Annotated in this window: 14 protein-coding genes; 9 read left to right on the top strand and 5 right to left on the bottom strand. The window is 39.5% G+C overall.

What is annotated here, in order from left to right:
- Positions 1–20: 20 nt before the first annotated feature.
- A complete protein-coding gene (locus QF042_RS22970; protein WP_307532496.1) occupies positions 21–614 on the top strand; it encodes a hypothetical protein in 594 nt (197 codons plus the stop codon).
- Between the two features lie 245 nt (positions 615–859).
- On the opposite strand, the gene QF042_RS22965 is transcribed toward QF042_RS22970, so the two are convergent.
- Both QF042_RS22965 and QF042_RS22960 read right to left on the bottom strand, forming a co-directional pair.
- Positions 860–2,044 (bottom strand): MFS transporter, encoded by a 1,185-nt coding sequence (locus QF042_RS22965; protein WP_307532495.1) that lies wholly within the window; start codon positions 2,042–2,044, stop codon positions 860–862.
- 651 nt (positions 2,045–2,695) lie between these two features.
- A complete protein-coding gene (locus QF042_RS22960) occupies positions 2,696–3,280 on the bottom strand; it encodes an RNA polymerase sigma factor (RefSeq protein ID WP_057933765.1) in 585 nt (194 codons plus the stop codon).
- A 258-nt stretch (positions 3,281–3,538) separates the two neighbouring features.
- Between QF042_RS22960 and uvrA the strand changes: the two genes are divergently transcribed.
- Together uvrA and QF042_RS22950 are read left to right on the top strand one after the other, a co-directional pair.
- The gene (gene uvrA, locus QF042_RS22955; RefSeq protein ID WP_307532494.1) at positions 3,539–6,352 is read left to right on the top strand and encodes an excinuclease ABC subunit UvrA; all 2,814 of its coding nucleotides are present in this window, start codon (positions 3,539–3,541) and stop codon (positions 6,350–6,352) included.
- 8 nt (positions 6,353–6,360) lie between these two features.
- Positions 6,361–7,014 carry a LysE family transporter gene (locus tag QF042_RS22950; RefSeq protein ID WP_307532493.1) on the top strand — a complete coding sequence of 218 codons (654 nt, stop codon included), beginning with the start codon at positions 6,361–6,363 and terminating at the stop codon, positions 7,012–7,014.
- Positions 7,015–7,861: 847 nt separating this feature from the next.
- Here the strand turns inward: QF042_RS22950 and QF042_RS22945 are convergent.
- A complete protein-coding gene (locus QF042_RS22945) occupies positions 7,862–8,302 on the bottom strand; it encodes a hypothetical protein (RefSeq protein ID WP_307532492.1) in 441 nt (146 codons plus the stop codon).
- Between the two features lie 196 nt (positions 8,303–8,498).
- Here QF042_RS22945 and QF042_RS22940 point away from each other — a divergent pair, with 196 nt between their 5' ends.
- Genes QF042_RS22940 through QF042_RS22930 form a run of 3 tightly spaced genes read left to right on the top strand, consistent with a single transcriptional unit; the run spans position 8,499 to position 12,665 of the window.
- The gene (locus tag QF042_RS22940) at positions 8,499–9,344 is read left to right on the top strand and encodes a metallophosphoesterase (protein WP_307532491.1); all 846 of its coding nucleotides are present in this window, start codon (positions 8,499–8,501) and stop codon (positions 9,342–9,344) included.
- 15 nt (positions 9,345–9,359) lie between these two features.
- Positions 9,360–10,199, top strand: coding sequence for a hypothetical protein (locus QF042_RS22935; RefSeq protein ID WP_307532490.1), 840 nt, complete (start codon positions 9,360–9,362; stop codon positions 10,197–10,199).
- A 24-nt stretch (positions 10,200–10,223) separates the two neighbouring features.
- On the top strand, positions 10,224–12,665 hold the full coding sequence (locus QF042_RS22930) for a bifunctional YncE family protein/alkaline phosphatase family protein (protein ID WP_307532489.1): 2,442 nt from the start codon (positions 10,224–10,226) through the stop codon (positions 12,663–12,665).
- Between the two features lie 599 nt (positions 12,666–13,264).
- On the opposite strand, the gene msrA is transcribed toward QF042_RS22930, so the two are convergent.
- Positions 13,265–13,753 (bottom strand): peptide-methionine (S)-S-oxide reductase MsrA, encoded by a 489-nt coding sequence (msrA, locus tag QF042_RS22925; RefSeq protein ID WP_307532488.1) that lies wholly within the window; start codon positions 13,751–13,753, stop codon positions 13,265–13,267.
- Between the two features lie 549 nt (positions 13,754–14,302).
- On the opposite strand from msrA, the gene QF042_RS22920 reads away from it, so the two are divergent.
- Positions 14,303–15,456, top strand: a protein-coding gene (locus QF042_RS22920) for an IS3 family transposase (protein WP_307528534.1) whose coding sequence is annotated in 2 segments (ribosomal slippage) — positions 14,303–14,537 and positions 14,537–15,456 — 1,155 coding nt in all. Because the reading frame shifts where the segments join, the coding sequence is not laid out codon by codon here.
- A gap of 489 nt (positions 15,457–15,945) precedes the next feature.
- Here the strand turns inward: QF042_RS22920 and QF042_RS22915 are convergent.
- Entirely contained in the window at positions 15,946–16,593 is a 648-nt protein-coding gene (locus QF042_RS22915) for an XRE family transcriptional regulator (protein ID WP_307532487.1), read from the bottom strand.
- A gap of 98 nt (positions 16,594–16,691) precedes the next feature.
- Between QF042_RS22915 and QF042_RS22910 the strand changes: the two genes are divergently transcribed.
- Both QF042_RS22910 and QF042_RS22905 read left to right on the top strand, forming a co-directional pair.
- Positions 16,692–17,870: a hypothetical protein gene (locus QF042_RS22910; RefSeq protein WP_307532486.1), complete on the top strand. Its 1,179-nt coding sequence runs from the start codon at positions 16,692–16,694 to the stop codon at positions 17,868–17,870.
- Positions 17,845–18,705 (top strand): HEPN domain-containing protein, encoded by an 861-nt coding sequence (locus QF042_RS22905; protein ID WP_307532485.1) that lies wholly within the window; start codon positions 17,845–17,847, stop codon positions 18,703–18,705. The genes QF042_RS22910 and QF042_RS22905 overlap by 26 nt, the downstream gene beginning before the upstream one ends.
- Positions 18,706–18,732: the final 27 nt, after the last annotated feature.

Below are 18,732 nucleotides of genomic sequence, written 5' to 3'. Positions count from 1 at the left end.
TCTACATCTAAATTAACGTTATGAAATATTTATTGATATGCTTTTGTTTACTACTGTTTGCAGATGCATTGGCACAGCAGGATACCTTAAATAAAAAAAGGAAAATTTATTTCGGTCTTGGCTTTAGTCTGGGCGGTGGAGGAAACAGACGATTGTATGGAGATGTAGATTTTTACCTGCAGAAAAGAAGTAATTATATCTCGCTTAAAACATCAGCTGTAGAACGTATCAGGATTTTTTATTTTGGCGGTTTGCCAGAACCACATATTTCTGACGTTGGTATTTTAGTGGGCAAAAGTTATACTTTTAACCGTTACCATTATGTTAAGTTTGGCACAGGAGTTTCTTTGGTTGATCAGGTAAGCCCTGGTGCATTTCTGTATAACGATTGTGATAGGCCGGGCGGATGCCTTTTCAGTAATAATGTGTATGAAACGATCAGAAGAAAAACGGTTGGTTTGCCGCTCGAAATGAAATATGGACTGTACCTGGATAGGACAGCGGCTGTTACTGCTGGTTTTTCGGCAAACCTGAACAATCTGCAATCTTTCTATGGAATATCACTTGGTCTGGTAGTAGGCAGGTTGAAAGATAAAGTAGGTCGCAGGTATTAGGCATGAATGGCTTTAACAAGGTAAGCCTACTTTTAGTACGGTGGGTTTTATGCTTAGCACAACCTTTCATTATAAACCTGATGGGAACGGCAGCCCGAGCTTTTTTTGCGAGGCTACAGTGTACAGCAGGATTGAACATTTTTACTTGCACAGGCCTTTCGTTTTCTACAAAGTAAACTGGCAACTAATTTTGAATGATTGAGTTTTGAATGAGTGAATGATTGGAGCCTCTAATTCACATTGGTCTAATGAAAAGAAGTAGCTGGCACTTTAACCTGTTCGGTTACGCCCTGATTGCTCTTAATTAACCAGAATGCAAAGAATGCGCCTACCAATGCCATTGCTGCACCTACATAAGCAGGCGAGCTATAATCAAAGCCATAAACCAGTGGAAGGCCACCAAAGAAAGCGCCCAAAGCATTACCAATATTGAAACTGGCCTGACTTGCAGATGCTGCCAACATTTCGGAGCCTTTGGCACTCTGGATCATTAACATCTGTATTGGTGCAGCTAAAGCAAAAGATACGGCACCGGTAACAAAAGTCATGATTAAGGCTAATGGCTGACTTGCAGATACGAAGTGTACAATGGTTAAGGTAACCACCATGGTGAGCAATAAGGCTGCAGAGGCTTTTGCAGGTGAAAACTTATCGGCCAATCGGCCACCGACATAATTGCCGAACATCATGCCCAAACCCGCCAGCATTAATATATAGGTTACGGCATTTGGTGAAAAGCCTGCAACATCTGTCATTAATGGGGCGATATAACTGTACCAGGTAAATAAGCCGCCTGTTCCAATCGAAATCATAAAAATGATGATCCATGCTTCTCTTTTTTTGAAGAAACTTAGTTCTGCTTTTAAATCGCGGTTTTTTGTGGCTTCTAAAGCGGGTAGCCATAATTTTAAACTTAACAAAGTAACCAGGCCAACAAATACGACAACGGCAAAAGAGATGCGCCAGGAGAAATTGTGCCCAATAAAGGTGCCCAATGGTACGCCGACAATATTGGCGATGGTTAAGCCCATAAACATGAGCGATACGGCTTGAGCTGCTTTCCCTTTTTCGGCTATCCTGCTAGCCACTACCGATCCCACTCCGAAAAATGCACCATGTGGTAAACCAGAAAGTAACCGGGCAATAAACAGGGTATCAAAAGTTGGGGCAAATGCAGAGAAGGCATTGAAAACCGTAAACATGATCATCAAAGCAATCAATATCATTTTTGGTGGATATTTACCCGCAATCATAATTAATAATGGTGCACCGATTACCACACCTAAAGCATAAGCAGAGATTAAATGCCCGGCCTGTGGAATGGTTACTGCTAAATCTTTTGAGATATCGGGTAATAAGCCCATCATAACAAATTCTGTTATTCCGATGCCTAAACCGCCTAAAGTGAGTGGGAGCAAGTTCTTGTTCATAGCGTACTTAGTGTTAAAATTACACTATGCAAAGGTAAGGCTTTTTGTTTTAGGGGATTGTAAAAATTAGGCCATTTATAGGGATAGATAAGGAAAGGCTAAGAGGTTGATGGCTGATACCAGAAAGTTCATTGCTGAATTGTTTCATGGTTGATGATCAGATCATAGATAGTCTATGGTCAAATGGATGATAGCCAAGTAGCAAGGATATACGTAAGTGGTTATAAATGATAAAGCTGTATCAGTTATGAACTGGTAGCCGGTTTTGCAATTACCAATAAACTAATGGCAAATGAACCATTGAACTCATAAAATAAAAAAAGCTTGTCCCACCCTGTGGAACAAGCTTTTTTGGCTCATGTAATTTACTACTTTGTTCGGCTGTAAGCTAAAATCTTGTTGATGGTTTCATCCTGAGGATTTTTAGCCAGCCTATCTAACTTACCTTTTATTTGATCATAAAATAAGTCGATTTCTGTGTCCGATTCAATATCAGTTCTAGGCTGAAACATGTTAGGTGTAGGTAAATTTACATTTGTTTTTGATGTAGAGGTTTTTGTCATAAGCAACTAAATGTGATAAGTTTTATAAACTTAACGATAGTTCAGATGCTTTATTTCAACCCCTAAAAAATTTTATGTAACAATTTTACTACCCTTTGTAAGTCATCTCCTTTGTTTTAAGCATTTTACGCAAATTACTCAATGCATAACGCATACGGCCTAGTGCTGTATTGATGCTTACATCGGTTAAATCTGCGATCTCTTTAAAGCTTAAATCGGCGTAATGGCGCATGAGGAGCACTTCTTTCTGCTCATCAGGCAATAAATGGATCATTGCTTTCAAATCTTTATGGGTTTGGTCGCGAAGCATTTTGTCTTCTGCGCTCTCATCATAAAAGTGTAGCATATTGAATACATCCATTCCATCAGCACTGGTGATGATTGGTGTTCTCTTTTCTTTTCTGAAATAATCAATAACCAAGTTATGGGCAATACGCATTACCCAAGGCAAAAACTTGCCTTCTTCGTTATATCTTCCTGATCGCAGGGTATTAATTACTTTTATAAAAGCATCCTGAAAAATATCCTCCGCCAGATATTGGTCTTTAACCAATAAGTAGATAGAGGTATAAATTTTGCTTTTATGTCTTCTTAAAAGTTCCTGCAATCCATTCTCGTTCCCGGTAATATATACCTTTACCAGGTCCTGATCATTATATGATTGTAAATTCATAGGTTTACCTACACTAAATCCCGTACTATTTGCTAAAAATTAATTTGTAGATGTTTAATTTCTATAGCTGCTCTCCTATGTTTTTGATATGTGTTAGTTTGGTTTTGAGGTTGTTAATGTTCAAAGAAAGTTATTTTTTTATCAAAAAGCAAAAAATAAAATGTTAAAAAATAAATTAACCGTCTCAGTACCCTATTTTTGTATGTTCTTAAAACCCTAACAGCATTCTGGGGTTATACATTATATTCGTTACCATACATGAGCAAAAAAGAGGCCGAAAAAGATCCGCATAAAAATATTATCATAAAAGGTGCCCGTGTGCACAACCTCAAAAACATCGATGTTGCCATTCCAAAAAACAAACTTGTGGTGGTAACAGGTATGTCTGGCTCGGGGAAATCTTCGCTTGCATTTGATACTTTATACGCAGAGGGGCAGCGCCGATATGTTGAAAGTTTATCTTCTTATGCCCGCCAGTTTATGGGCCGGATGAATAAACCCGATGTAGATTATATTAGAGGTATTGCGCCGGCAATTGCCATCGAACAAAAGGTTATTACTTCTAATCCACGTTCTACCGTTGGTACCTCGACCGAGATTTATGATTACCTGAAACTGCTTTTCTCTCGTATCGGGAAAACCATTTCGCCTGTTTCGGGCAAAGAAGTGAAAAAAGATTCGGTAAGCACGGTGGTAGATTATGTAAATGCCATGCCCGAAGATACAACGGTAACTATTTTTTGCCCGTTATATCCGCATAACAACCGTACAATTAAAGAAGAACTGGCTATTTTATTACAGAAAGGATTTTTACGTGTTCTGATCAATGATAAAATAGAAAAAATAGAAGCTGTTTTAGACGATGCTGATTTTAAAGATGCAGAACTAACAGATGATAAAACCGTTCAGATTCTGATCGATCGTATTGTAACCAACCAGGAAGAAGAAACATTAAGTAGACTGGCCGATTCGGCACAGACAGCTTTTTTTGAAGGTAAAGGCGATTGTTATGTAGAGGCCCAGGGTAAAACGAAACATTTTAGCGACCGTTTTGAACTGGATGGAATCAAATTCGAAGAACCTACGCCAAACTTTTTCTCTTTCAACAATCCTTATGGTGCCTGTAAACGCTGCGAAGGTTATGGAAACGTAATCGGTATTGATGAAGATCTGGTTATTCCTGATAAGAGCAAAAGCATTTACGATAATGCCATTGCCCCCTGGCGTGGCGAAAAAATGAATGTGTGGCTGCAGAATTTTATTAAAGCTGCTCCGAAATTCGAATTCCCGATTCACCGGCCTTATAGTGCCTTAACAGAAACGGAACAACAGTTACTTTGGACAGGGAACAAATATTTTGCAGGTCTGGATGCTTTTTTTAAAGAACTGGAAGAGCAGACCTACAAAATTCAGTACCGCGTAATGTTATCACGTTACCGCGGCAAAACTACCTGCCCTGACTGTAAAGGTTCGCGTTTACGTAAAGATGCATCTTATGTAAAGATTGCTGAAAAATCGATTATCGATGTGGTGCTGATGCCTTTGGCCAAAGCCCTGGTTTTCTTTAACGAGCTGAAATTAAATACCAACGATACCAAAATTGCCAAACGTTTATTGGCAGAGATTGATAACCGTTTCCTTTATTTAAACAATGTAGGTTTAGGCTACCTTACCTTAAACCGTTTATCGAACACGCTTTCGGGTGGAGAATCGCAAAGGATTAACCTGGCTACCTCTTTAGGTAGTAGTTTGGTTGGTTCTATCTATGTGTTGGATGAACCAAGTATTGGTTTGCACCCAAGGGATACCAATAAGCTGATCGAAGTGTTAATCTCGCTCCGTAACGTAGGTAATACGGTTATTGTGGTAGAGCACGAAGAAGAAATGATGCGTGCGGCCGATTACATTATTGATATTGGCCCTGAAGCTGGTACTCATGGTGGTAATTTAGTTTTCAGCGGTAACTACGAAGAGATTTTAAAAGATAAAAATAGCTTAACAGGCCGTTACCTGTCGGGATTGGAAAAAATTGCCATTCCGGATAAACGACGGAAATGGAAGGATCATATCCTGATTAAAGGAGCGAGAGAAAATAATCTTCAGCATATTGATGTGAAGTTTCCATTAGGCGTTTTTACTGCGGTAAGTGGCGTTTCTGGATCGGGTAAAACCAGTTTAGTTAAAAAAATATTATATCCGGCACTGCAAAAGGCAATAGGAAACTATGCTGGTGAACAAACGGGTGCTTATGATGGCATTTTTGGCAATTACGATCTGGTAAGTGCTGTAGAAATGGTCGATCAGAATCCGATTGGTCGTTCTAGCCGTTCTAATCCGGTTACTTATGTTAAAGCCTGGGATGATATTCGTGCGCTGTTTTCGGGCCTGGCATCGGCAAAAGCTGCGGGCTTAAAACCAGCTGCTTTCTCTTTCAACGTAGAAGGTGGTCGTTGCGATGTTTGCCAGGGTGAGGGCGAAGTGAAGATTGAAATGCAGTTTATGGCCGATATTTACCTGCCCTGCGAAGCCTGTAACGGTAAACGTTTTAAACAACAGGTTTTAGATGTAACCTATAAAGAGAAAAACGTATCTGAAATTCTGGATATGACCATTGAGGAAGCGGTAGATTTTTTTAAGGATGAACAGAAGATCCTCAATAAATTAAATCCTTTGGTTGATGTTGGTTTGGGTTATGTGCATTTAGGTCAATCATCAAATACCTTATCGGGTGGTGAGGCGCAACGTATTAAACTGGCTTCGTTTTTAATTAAGGGCAATAATGCCAATAAAACGCTTTTTATCTTCGATGAGCCAACAACTGGTCTGCATTTTCATGATATTAAAAAACTGTTAAAAGCACTGAATACACTGATAGAACAAGGGAACACTATTTTGGTGATCGAACATAATATGGACATGATTAAATGTGCCGATTGGGTAATCGATATCGGTCCTGAAGGGGGCGATGGCGGCGGTCAGGTAGTGTTTGAAGGTTTACCAGAAGATTTAGCTCAGGTAGAGAAATCGTACACCGGAAAATATTTAGCATCGCATTTAAATTTAAATCCATAATTTCGGCAATGCTTTTTCTAACGTTTTTCATCGGCATCGTTCTCAATGCCATGGGCTATATCCCCCCGGGCAACATTAATCTCACCGTTGCACAGCTTGCCATTAACAAGGGCATGCGGCAGGTTTGGTATTTTATTCTATCGTTCTCTTGTGTAGAAGTGTTTTTCACTTTTGGAATGATGCGTTTCGCGAGATGGGCTATGAGCGATATCAATCCAAACGAGGCGGTAAGCGAGGTGCGGTTAAGCACCCTGGTTGATTGCTTTATGATTTTAATGTTTCTGGTGATGGGTACAATTACCTGGAAAAACCGAAAAAAAGTACCTAAAACGAGCAATAAAAAAGATGATAAACGCAGCGGAAGCGTTTTATACGGATTAATTTTAGGGGTGTTAAACCCCGTACAGATTCCATTCTGGCTGTTTTTTGGCAATTATGTAATTTTACACCAATGGATCGAAACCGATTACCTCTCCCTGGTAATCTTTAGTTTAGGCTCTGGGGTAGGTTCTTCTCTGGCACTTTACGTATATGCACATTTTGCAACTTATATCCAGGAGAAATTTGCGCTGAGCAGTTTGATCATCAATAAATCGATTGCTATATTTTTATACGCACTGGCAGCTTATCTGGTTGTCAAACAGGCAATCGTTATTCTATAGTATCCAGGGTCTGTGTCTCCACAGACCTTTTGTTTTTCACTCTTTTATTGAATTTTTTCATTGCAAACTGTTGTTTTTCGTTCTGTGAGGACACAGACCGAGGAATGGGTCTCTAAGTATCGTCATCTCTAAGTGGAGAGATCTTTGTACTTTTCATAAACATAGTTCGTCATTCCCGCGCAGGCGGGAATCTTAAAGCGCCCACTGTTATAAAGTACAATTAAATATTTTGAAACGGCTCATTGCCGCCGTGGCTAGTCCTTTTTCCTTGATGAAAAAGGAACCAAAAAACCAAGGCTTACACCTTTTCTTGAACTAAGCTATCTAAATTCTTATTGCGGCAATATGGAGGCCCCGATGAAAAATCGGGACTGTATATTGCCATGGGCTGTAAGGTATTGAGGGGGTAGTGCAAGAATTTCAATGCTTATTTCTACGAAAATCTGCCAGGCCGGATAGCACGGAGCAGAGGAATATACGCGTGATCTCTATTTCGTTTAATTACTTAGGTTCCTGTCGTCCTGCTTTCCATTGTATTCCGATAGAAGCTCTCCGGTTCCTTATTCCCGAAGGATTGAGTACTATAAAGCTATTGCATTAGGATTCCCGCCTGCGCGGGAATGATGTCCAGTTTTGGGGATTTGTCATCCTGAATGCAATGAAGGATTTTCCTCCTTTAGTAACAGCCATGAAAAACTGGGGCAAGGTTTCGGTAGTTTCAATTACTAATCCAAGGTCTGTGAATTCACAGACCTTCAAGTTGGCTTTTATCATGTATTCAATAGGAAGAATTATTTGCTTGCCATTCTGTGCGGACACAGACCGATGAATAAGCGTTTTCATTATGCTAGGCCTTTTTTAAGCGGTTAAAAACCGCTGCCGTTACCAGCCCGCCTATAGCATACCAAACCACCGTTAGGATCTTTGTTTTATCCGTTTTAGTAACCGGAGTATCATCTAATCCAATTTTATCGGGGATGCTTATTGCGCCCAAACCAGCGGTAATACCAGCAATTGCACCTTTCAAATAAATGTTTTTACTGTCTCCGAAACCAATAGCACTATAATATAAGCTGTTGCTTATGATATCACCGGCGAGGGTGGCCAGATAGAGATTATTGCCGCCAGGTGCTTCAAGCTTTAAACGGTTCATTGATTTTGAGAGTGCCTGTTCGCCCAAAAGGTCGATCCGGGGTGCATCAGGATCAAGCCGCCTTACACTTTCATGCAAAATATTAAGGGCTGCAGCACCTGCAAAGCCAGCGAGTAATGATTTAAGTAGTTTCATAATAGAATAATCCCTGCAGGAGCTAAATTGTTTTGTTGGATAAATATTATGCCTTGCCTAGCAGTTGCAGATCATTTTTTGTTATAAAATTGATACACAGTTATGCTTCGGTTAACCTAATCATAACATTAAATTTATGTTTAAGAAGCCTGATCGTCCTAATATTGGGCTTTGATACAAAACATAAATTATCCTGATGTCTAACAGACGATTTTTCCTGAAAAATAGTTTGGCTGCTGCCATTGTAGCCAGTATTTCGCCAGTTCTTTCCTCATTTGCTGATGAACAGCATCCTCTTTCTGTAAAAACAGGTAAAGCGCCAAAGTTGCGTTTCGCCATTGCATCTGATGGACATTATGGCCAACCCGGAACAGATTATAAGCTCAATCATGAAAATATTGTAAGGTGGTTAAACGAAGCGCACGATAAAAATCCGTTAAACTTTGTAATCATTAATGGAGATCTGGTACACGATCGCCCGGAACTATTATCAGAAGTAAAAAAAGAGTATTACGATAAACTTAAATTTCCTTTTTATGCCATCCCGGGTAACCATGATCATGCTGACGCTAAGATCTGGAAATCTGTTTTTGGTTACGAGGATAACTTTTCTTTTGAGAAAAATGGGGTTGGCTTTGTTTTGGCTAACACTTCTGATACCAAAGGAACTTACTTGTGCCCGAACAACGATTTTTTAAAGCTGGAATTAGATAAGTTTAAAAGCCTGAAAACTGTTTTCGTGGTATTACATATCCCGCCTCATTTTTGGGTGCCCGAAAGCCCTTTTATAGAATGTCAGGATACGATTAAGCTGCTGCATAGCTATGCAAATGTAAAAGCAGTATTCCACGGGCACGACCACAGTCTTGATGCTGTTTTTTATACCGATAAACTTCCTCATTTTTTCGATGCACATATAGGCGGAAACTGGGGCACAGCTTATAAAGGTTACCGGATAGTAGAGGTTGATGAAAATGATAAGATCCAAACTTATCAGGTAAATGCAAGTGGATCGCCATTATTAAATGAAACCAAATTTTAACGAATAAATCATCAGATGAAAAAGACATTTTTGTCAATTATTTTTGCCGGCATTGCTTTAAACTGTGCCGCACAAAAGATAGGAGCAGAGAAGCCTGAATTGAAGACGGGAACTGATGCTGCCCAGCCTTTTTTGTTTTCGCTGAATACACTAACTGCAGAAAATCACCGTTGGAATATCCATTATTCGGGAAGTTACGGTGAAAGAACCAACGGACAGTTCGGTTATGATGGCTTAGGGCAACAGTTTGGTGTTAAAGGATATTTAGGAAGTAGGCTTACCTTATATGCTACCGCGGCAATCGGTTTTGCCAATTCAGGAGGTGTAACCTCTGCAGAACAAGCTGAAGTAATCAGAGATTTAGTGGGTGGTAAAAGCATAGCTGGTTTCAGGTTAGGTGCTGGTTTAGGTTTAAGCAGAGATTGGTCGAACGTTGGTTCGGCGATTAGCCGGATCACCGCTTCATTTGATCATACAAACTGGAGAATGGCGGGAAACCTTCGTTTTGAAAAAGCTTTTGATAAAACCAGGGATAAGCTAGATTTTATTAGCAGTTTTGGGTATCAGCACCGTGTTTCTAATGTTTTATACCTTGGCTTCGAAGCCTTAGGGCAGGATTTAGAAGGTTTTTGGGAAAAGGATGAAGCAGAAGGCGGTGCAAAGGTAATGATTGGGCCATCCATCAATCTGGAACCAAATCATTCAAAACTTTCCTTCTCTATTTCCGGCGGACCTGTTTTTTACGCCACGCGTAGTCAGGCTATTCCATCAGAGGCCATCCGCGAGATCGGTTCCGTAGCATCGGGCAATGGTTATACCATCAGGGCTTTGGTTAACTTTAATCTTCATCGATAGTATTTCTATCTTCAATTTAAGAAAATGAAAAAATCATACTTATTTATATTGTTGGGCTTCCTGTTCATCCAAAAAGGATTTGCACAATGGCCTGGTAAAAACGGAAGCACTCAGCAGATCTTACTCCCTAATGGATGGAAGCTGAGTCCGGCAGGGCATTCACTGCAATTGGGCGATTTGCCTTTAAATATGCAGCTGAGTGCTTCGGGTAAATACCTAGCCATTACCAACAACGGACAAAGTACACAGTCATTGCAATTGCTTGATGCCAAAACAGAAAAGATTATCGATGAAAAAGTACTAAGCAAATCGTGGTATGGAATTGCTTTTAGTAAAGATGAAAAACACCTGTATGCCTCAGGTGGTAACGACAACTGGATTTTGGATTTCAATATCCAGAACGATAAACTTGGCAAAAGTGATACGATTAAACTCGGTCCGGTTTGGCCAAAGGGAAAAATTAGTCCGGCGGGGATTGTGGTAAACAAAAACAACAGTAAACTATATACTGTAACCAAAGAGGATAGCAGTTTATACATTATCAATCCTACTGCAAAGCAAATCCTGAAAAAAATTCAGCTTCCTGCAATTGCCTACAGCTGTGTTTTATCAGCAGATGAAAGCAAACTCTATGTTTCGCTCTGGGGCGGAAAATCTGTTGCTGTTATCAATTTAGTTTCAGAAAGCATTTCACAGCAGATTCCTGTTGGCGATCACCCGAATGAATTATTGCTTAATAAAAAAGGTACTATTCTTTTTGTAGCCAATGCCAACGATAATACCGTTTCCGTAATCAATACTTTGAACAATAAGGTAATTGAAACCATTGCTACTACCCTTTATGCCACACAGTTAACGGGTTCTACCACTAATGGTCTGGCTTTAAGTGCCAACGAAAAAACTTTGTACATCGCCAATGCTGACAATAACTGTTTGGCTGTTTTCGATGTAAGTAAACCTGGATTAAGCCTGAGCCAGGGCTTTATTCCGGTAGGCTGGTACCCAACAAGTGTTAAGGTGCTCGGTTCGAAAATTTTGGTTACCAATGGTAAAGGCAATACATCTATGGCCAACCCTCAAGGGCCACAACCGATTTCTAAAGTAGATAATAGCGGTTACCACATGGGCAGTACGGCCAATAGCAGATTGCAATATATTGCTGGTTTGTTTAAAGGCACCTTATCTTTTATTGATACGCCAAAGCCTGAGCAGTTAAAGCTATATACCAAACAGGTGTATGCCAATACCCCCTTTACCGATAAACGGACTATTACTGCCGATGGTGAAGCAGGAAATCCTATTCCGCGTAAACAGAACGAAAAATCGCCCATTAAACACGTTTTTTATATCATTAAAGAAAACAGAACATACGATCAGGTGCTTGGCGACTTGCCAAAAGGAAACGGCGATTCTACTTTAACACTTTTCGGTAGAAAAATTACACCTAATCAGCATGCTTTTGCCGAAAACTATGTGCTGCTTGATAATTTCTATGTTGATGCGGAGGTAAGTGCCGATGGGCACAACTGGAGTATGGCCGCATATGCAACCGATGTGGTAGAAAAAACCTGGCCAACCAGTTATGGTGCTCGCGGTGGGAGCACAACCTTTGAAGGCGGCCGACCTGTTACTTATCCAAAAGGTGGTTTTATCTGGGATTACTGCCAAAGGGCAGGGGTAAGTTACCGCAGTTATGGTGAGTTTGGTGATTATGGCAAGGCGAATATTAAATCGCTACAAGGGCATATGTGCACGGCTTCGCCGGGTTTTGACATGGATATTAAAGATCAGGTACGGGTAGATGCCTGGCAGCATGATTTCGATTCGTTACTGGTTGCAGGTGTTGTGCCTCAGTTTAATACTTTAAGAATATCTAACGATCATACCAGTGGACAAAAAAAAGGGAAATACTCGCCACAAGCCGCAGTTGCCGATAACGATCTGGCTGTAGGTCGTATTTTGGAGCATTTATCGCATAGCAAAATCTGGAAAGAATCGGTTGTTTTTATTCTGGAAGATGATGCACAGAATGGACCCGATCATGTCGATGCTCACCGTTCGCCGGCATATGTGGTTGGTCCGTACGTAAAAAGAAATACGCCTGTGCATACCATGTACTCTACTTCGGGATTTTTAAGAACAATGGAACTTATTTTAGGTTTACCGCCAATGAGCCAGTACGATGCTGCTGCTATGCCATTATACGAATGTTTTACGGCTACACCAGATTTTACGCCTTATAATGTGATTCAGCCGCTTATTGATTTAGATACAAGGAATGTGGCGGTAAATGAGAGCAGCAGACGTTCTGAACTGTTTAATTTTGCCAAAGAAGATTCGGCACCAGATTTAGATTTAAACGAAGTGGTATGGAAATCGGTAAAAGGGGAACAATCGGTAATGCCGGCGCCAAAACGGAGTGCTTTCGTAATCCTAGAGAAGAAGAAAAAAGATGACGATGATTAGTGATCTGTTATGATTATGTTTTAAACAAAAAGGCAATTTTCGATTAAGAAAATTGCCTTTTCTATTTAAGGTTGTTATTGTTTTAAGAGCTTGTCAGTCTGAGCGGAGTCGAAGACCCATTTTTCGATGTATTAAAAGCACTTCGACTCCGCTCAGTGTGACAAAAATGTTAGATAAGTAAAATGATAGCATCAAATTTAAACAGGCTATTATTTTAGTTTGGAAAGCAATTGCTGTGCTCAATTAACGTTTGTCCTGCTTTCTGCTACAATCTTTTTTGCCCTTCGACTACGCTCAGGGTGACAAAAAAGGATTTCCGCGGCAATCAGGTTTAAAATTGGAGAGATTTGCTACTATTTAAGGTTGGTTAGCATGGTGCAGATAGATAGGGTCTATTCCAGCATCGTGCAGCCCCAAATAGCATTGCTTGCCGCGCCACTTAAACCCGATCAAAGCGAGATGCTCCCGATTCTTCATCGGAGCAGAAGCGAGAGCGGGACCGAATAAATCTAAATGCCACTGTATCTGATTTCCGGAAAACTAAACTGATTCTCCTGTTTTCTGTCAAATTGCTTCGTGCCTTTTAATAACGACCTTATTTATAATTTCCAGTCTGGTCTTTCGAAATGGCAGGTATAACCGTAAGGATTTTTCTGTAAATAATCCTGGTGTTCTTCTTCTGCATTCCAAAAATCGGTTTCAGGTACAACCTCGGTTACAATTTTGCCAGGCCATTTGCCAGAAGCATCCAGCTCTGCAATTAATGCATTCGCGGTATCTTTTTGTTCTTCGCTGTTATAGAAAATAGCTGAACGGTAAGAGGTGCCTACATCATTTCCCTGTCTGTTGCGTGTGCTCGGATCGTGGATCTGGAAGAAATATTCTAATAATTTGCGGTAAGTTAAAATAGTTGGATCAAAAGTAACTTCAATGGCTTCGGCATGTGTGCCATGGTTCCGGTAAGTGGCATTGGGAACATCACCACCAGTGTATCCAACAACTGTTGAGATAACGCCAGGGTAATGACGGATCAGTTCTTCTACTCCCCAAAAGCAGCCGCCTGCAAGAATGGCTTTTTCAGTATTCATATATCTTTCCTTTTTTTTGATTAAATAAAGGTACGACGAAGATGTGTAAAAGGAAAGTAATTAGTTATCGGCTGACAGTTTACGGTTGGCAGTTTACAGCTCTGTAATTTTCTAAAAATCTGCGAAAATCCGTTGATCTGTGGGAAACGTTTTACATTATTCCCGCTGATTTAAGATGATGACGCAGATCCAGTTTGTGAATCTTACTCATATTTGTTATTTACTCCGAATTTGTCACGTTGAGCCCGTCGAAACGCCTTATAAGATATTTAAACCAGGTCCTTCGACAAGCTCAGGATGACAATTTATAATAAGACTCCTACATGCTTTTTAAAATCTGCGAAAATCCGTTGATCTGCGGGAAACCTTTTTTAGATTCCACTGATTTAAGATGATGACGCAGATCCAGTTCGTGAATCTTACTCATATTTGTAATTTACTCCGAATTTGTCACGTTGAGCCCGTCGAAACGCCTTATAAGTGGAGTTGCTATCTTTGACTAGAGGTCTTGTTTGTCAGATTTAAACTTAAAACTTTAAATTTGAATATATGAGCAGACAAATGTTTGATGAACCCTTTAGAAAAATGGCCTTAGATTTAGCTATGGTTCGTGGATCGATCAAAGAGGTTGCAAAAGAATTAGGTATAAGCCCTAATCTACTAAGTAAATGGAGGGAACGGCAAGGAACAGCTAAACAAGATTTAGTAAACCTTACCGAAGACCAGAAACTGATCAATAAGCTTCAAAAGGAGCTTAAAGAGGCACAGCTAGAACGTGACATATTAAAAAAGGCGGTAGGCATCTTTTCCAAGGGAGACGGGAGATATTCGGATTTATAAAGGAACACCGGCAGATATTTCCTGTTGAAAAGATGTGTAGAACGTTCGCGGTAAGCTGTAGTGGCTTTTATTACTGGCTGAAACATCCATTGGGTAAGCGGTCCATTGATCAGGCTGAACTTTTGGTGCAGATCAAAAAGATTCACAAGGATAGTAAATACCGTTATGGCGCGCCCCGTATAACCTCAGAATTAAAGGCACAAGGAATCCTTGTTTCTAGACCAAGAGTAGCCAGATTGATGCGGAAAGCAAACATAAAAAGTATTACCCGCAATAAATATCGGGTGCAGACTACTGATCCTGACCATTTATATCTGCCTGCAGAAAATATTCTTAACAGAGATTTTTATGCGGCGGAGATTAGCCAAAAATGGGTCTCTGACCTTACTTATATCCGAACTGGTGAAGGCTGGCTTTATCTGACGACAGTAATGGACCTGGCAGATAGAAAAATTGTTGGCTGGGCGCTTAGCGAAACCATGGATGCCGGACAAACAACGATCGCAGCATGGAAAATGGCGATAAGAAACCGTCCGATTACCCAGGAATTAATTTTTCATTCAGACAGAGGATTGCAATACGCCTGTAATGAATTTAGAAAGCAATTGATGAAATTTTCAGTAAATCAAAGCATGAGCAGAAAAGGTAACTGCTGGGACAATGCAGTGGCGGAGAGTTTTTTTAAAACAATGAAAACAGAAATGGTATACCACGAAAATTTTCGCACCAGAAGCCAAGCCAGATTGGCGATATTCGAATATGTGGAGGTCTGGTATAACCGAAAAAGAAGGCATTCTACTCTTGCATACATGACTCCAAAAGAATTTGAAGAAATGCTAAGTAATAGAAAAAATGTTGCTTAAAAGAAAGCCAAGTAATGCTTCTCGAAATAATTGATCTGACAACGAAAAAACTCTAGTAAACTATTGCAATTCCATAAGATATTTAAACCAAGTCCTTCGACAAGCTCAGGATGACAATTTATAATAAGACTCCTACATGCTTTTTAAAATCTGCGAAAATCCGTTGATTTGTGGGAAATTCTTTTACATTATTCCCGCTGATTTAAGATGATGACGCAGATCCAGTTTGCGAATCTCACTCATATTTGTAATTTACTCCGAATTTGTCACGTTGAGCCCGTCGAAACGCCTTGTAAGATATTTAAACCAGGTCCTTCGACAAGCTCAGGATGACAATTTATAATAAGACTCCTACATGCTTTTTAAAATCTGCGAAAATCCGTTGATTTGTGGGAGACCTTTTTACATTATTCCCGTGCATTCAGTTTTCAGTTTGCAATTTTCAGTTAGAACTGTAAACTGGGTACTGTCAACTGAAAATAGCTTTGTCTAAATAATATTCCGTGTAATTTTTCCTTTGATAATATAAAGTGCCTGGATGTTTTTTTTGCGGATTACGGTATCGCCTTTAAAATTTGGATTTGAAGAACGAAGGATTAGTTTGGTATCATCGGTGTGCTGAAAAATTAACTTTATGGTGCGTAAACTGTTACTATCTTCATCTGTCATCACCACATAAGCTTCTCCCCACTGTAGAATTTCGTAATTGGTAATCTCTTTTATTGCTATAATTTCGCCTGCGGCATATTTGGGGTACATGCTATCGCCATAAACCGGTAAATAGGCCGTGCAATCGTTAAAAGGAAGGTAATTTACCAGGTATTCTGCGCGTTGTTCTTCTACTATGAGATCTTTAGCATCTGACAGGCTCATATCGAAATAGGGAACGCCCTCTTTGCTTTCACCAACAGCTGGTCTCTTTTTGAAAAAAGGTTCACCTGTGCCGTTTTCTAGCCAGGTTAAATTGACGTCGAATTTAAGTTCGAGTTTATCTTTAATAGCGTTAGATACATTGACCCTTTCCCTTAAAATATCTGAAAGAGAACCTTGCTGGATATTCAACGCCATAGCAAAATCTTTTTGGGTTTTAAATCCCAACAAATCCATTAGTGTTTTTAAGCGTTGATTTTCCTTCATAAAAAATATGTTAGTAAGTTAAGCGTATTATTTATAGTTTAACTTATTTTATTTTGCTAAATTCGTTAGCTAATATAATCATTTAATAAATATACGCTATGGAAGGGAACGCAAATTTTAAAAAAGAAACGATGGCATTTATTGATGCCATTGAAAGTTTTTTTTCATTAAATGGTGTAGACCATCATTTAAAGTTTTTAAAAAACTGGTTAAACCCACCTCAAAACGAATTCGATTATTCGCCGCAAAAACATCCTGCTAAACTATTGGGTTTTTACGAGAAACTGTTGCCCCTGTTCGATTATTCGGATTTAATTTTTAATCGGAGTGAAACAGATGTTGCTTTTATAAAGGCCATTGAAGCCGATGAATGTAACCTGGAACGCGAATCGGTTCTGCTAGATTATTGTCCGAAATTATTGAGCAAAGTGGAGATGAAAAATCCAAAACTTACCTTTCTGGATATTTTTATCTTCTTTCAATCAGATAATTATAAGTTTATTTATAAAGAATGGTTGTTGGCCGGATTGGAAAATAACCTCAACCTGGATTGGGATCAGTATATCTTTCCATTTTACGAGAACACCGGAAAAATGTTGGAGGCTTGCTGGCTCATCCACGAAAGGCTCATCACTAAAAATAGTTTTAAAAGTATCGATCGCTATTATCATATGGCCATGTTCGAAAGTACATCGCCTTTGGCTTTCGGTCAGGAATTATTTGATAATCCGTTTAGTGTAATTGAGTTTTTTTTTAGTTTGGATAACCTTGCAGGGCACAAAACATACCTGAAAAAATGGTATAAAATGGCCTTATCAGAAGAGAACCGTGTAAACGATGTTGCCGATTATTTTTTCCTCTATAACCAGTTTACGAAATTGCTTAATGCGGGTTATTTAATTGCAACCAAAAAACTAATTTATCAGGCAGCCTTAAACGAAGGGTTAATGACTACGAAAGATCGTTTTATTACAAACGATGTATATAACAAAGGCCTTTGCGAAATAAATACACTAGCAGCCGAACACATTGAAAACCCTTATCGATTCTTGGAGTCCTTTTTCGTTCTTGAAAAAATCAAACAATTGCGCTTAGGTCTTTTAGAGTGGTTGTATGCCGCATTTAGTACCAGAAGCAGCATTAAAATGATGGACAAGGAATTTTTATTTGAGCAGTATGAAGCCATGCTGATGATCATGGAAGCTTTCTTTGTGATGATCGGTAACCCTACATTAAGTGATGATATAAAAGATGAAAGGGGCCATTATGCGGAATAAATTTTTAAACCTTAGCCATAGTGCGATAAAAGAAGAAAACATAATGCGTTTATTAAAGGGCATTACCGCTGCGGTACCCATTCAATATATTTATCTCCATACCAATTTTTTTGCCAGTGAGCCGGCGCCAGAAATGCTGATTATGGTTTCGTTTAAACATGTGCGTATTTTAAACGAATTAACGCCAGTATTAAATATTGTATTTAATGAGCAAATGGAATTTACTTATCGGGTTTTCCATGTGCACGAGGTTGAGCAGGCTTTGCGACAAGGGAGTTTGTTTTTTTACTATGCCACTGCAGCTCAGAATTGCTTATTTAGTAAATCTGGAAGTTTTCTGGAAGGCGGCGAACCTAAGCTCATTGCGGATCGGGTTAGCACTACCTATCGGCAAGAAACTAATAAGGCCAACAAATTTTTATCTGGCGCAAAGTTCTATTTTAAGCAACAGAATCTCGAATACTGCGCTTTTATGCTGCATCAGGTTTTCGATTTAATGTACCGGGCCATTGAAGTTTTGGTAATGGGAAAGGATAAAAAAACGCACCGCATCAAAACCCATCAGCTGTATGTTAAACCTTATGTAAAGCAGCTTTCTACGCTATTTAATCACGATGAGGAAGAGGTTAACCTGTTGCATTTGCTTGATGAGGCTTATCTGGCTGTTCGTTACGAAAACAATTACGAGATCGGTGAACCGGAGGTAGTAAGCCTGTTTGAAAAAGTAGATTTATTGTATCATGTTGCAGGACAGGTTTATCAGGGAGTGATGAATAATCATTTCGATCAGCAGGTTACCCAAATGTTTTTAAGCCCGAAGCTGGTATCTCAATAACAGACCATCTGTAGTCCAAAGATCTCT

It is taken from the genome of Pedobacter sp. W3I1, from assembly GCF_030816015.1.
Taxonomy (GTDB): domain Bacteria; phylum Bacteroidota; class Bacteroidia; order Sphingobacteriales; family Sphingobacteriaceae; genus Pedobacter.
Note: the sequence above shows the minus strand (reverse complement) of the source record. Positions and strands in the feature narration are given on the sequence as shown.

Bases quoted from the DNA above. Each gene is read 5' to 3' on its own strand.
- QF042_RS22970 (WP_307532496.1), top strand. From the start codon at position 21: ATGAAATATTTATTGATATGCTTTTGTTTACTACTGTTTGCAGATGCA.
- QF042_RS22965 (WP_307532495.1), bottom strand. From the start codon at position 2,044: ATGAACAAGAACTTGCTCCCACTCACTTTAGGCGGTTTAGGCATCGGA.
- QF042_RS22960 (WP_057933765.1), bottom strand. From the start codon at position 3,280: ATGAATTTACAATCATATAATGATCAGGACCTGGTAAAGGTATATATT.
- uvrA (WP_307532494.1), top strand. From the start codon at position 3,539: ATGAGCAAAAAAGAGGCCGAAAAAGATCCGCATAAAAATATTATCATA.
- QF042_RS22950 (WP_307532493.1), top strand. From the start codon at position 6,361: ATGCTTTTTCTAACGTTTTTCATCGGCATCGTTCTCAATGCCATGGGC.
- QF042_RS22945 (WP_307532492.1), bottom strand. From the start codon at position 8,302: ATGAAACTACTTAAATCATTACTCGCTGGCTTTGCAGGTGCTGCAGCC.
- QF042_RS22940 (WP_307532491.1), top strand. From the start codon at position 8,499: ATGTCTAACAGACGATTTTTCCTGAAAAATAGTTTGGCTGCTGCCATT.
- QF042_RS22935 (WP_307532490.1), top strand. From the start codon at position 9,360: ATGAAAAAGACATTTTTGTCAATTATTTTTGCCGGCATTGCTTTAAAC.
- QF042_RS22930 (WP_307532489.1), top strand. From the start codon at position 10,224: ATGAAAAAATCATACTTATTTATATTGTTGGGCTTCCTGTTCATCCAA.
- msrA (WP_307532488.1), bottom strand. From the start codon at position 13,753: ATGAATACTGAAAAAGCCATTCTTGCAGGCGGCTGCTTTTGGGGAGTA.
- QF042_RS22915 (WP_307532487.1), bottom strand. From the start codon at position 16,593: ATGAAGGAAAATCAACGCTTAAAAACACTAATGGATTTGTTGGGATTT.
- QF042_RS22910 (WP_307532486.1), top strand. From the start codon at position 16,692: ATGGAAGGGAACGCAAATTTTAAAAAAGAAACGATGGCATTTATTGAT.
- QF042_RS22905 (WP_307532485.1), top strand. From the start codon at position 17,845: ATGAAAGGGGCCATTATGCGGAATAAATTTTTAAACCTTAGCCATAGT.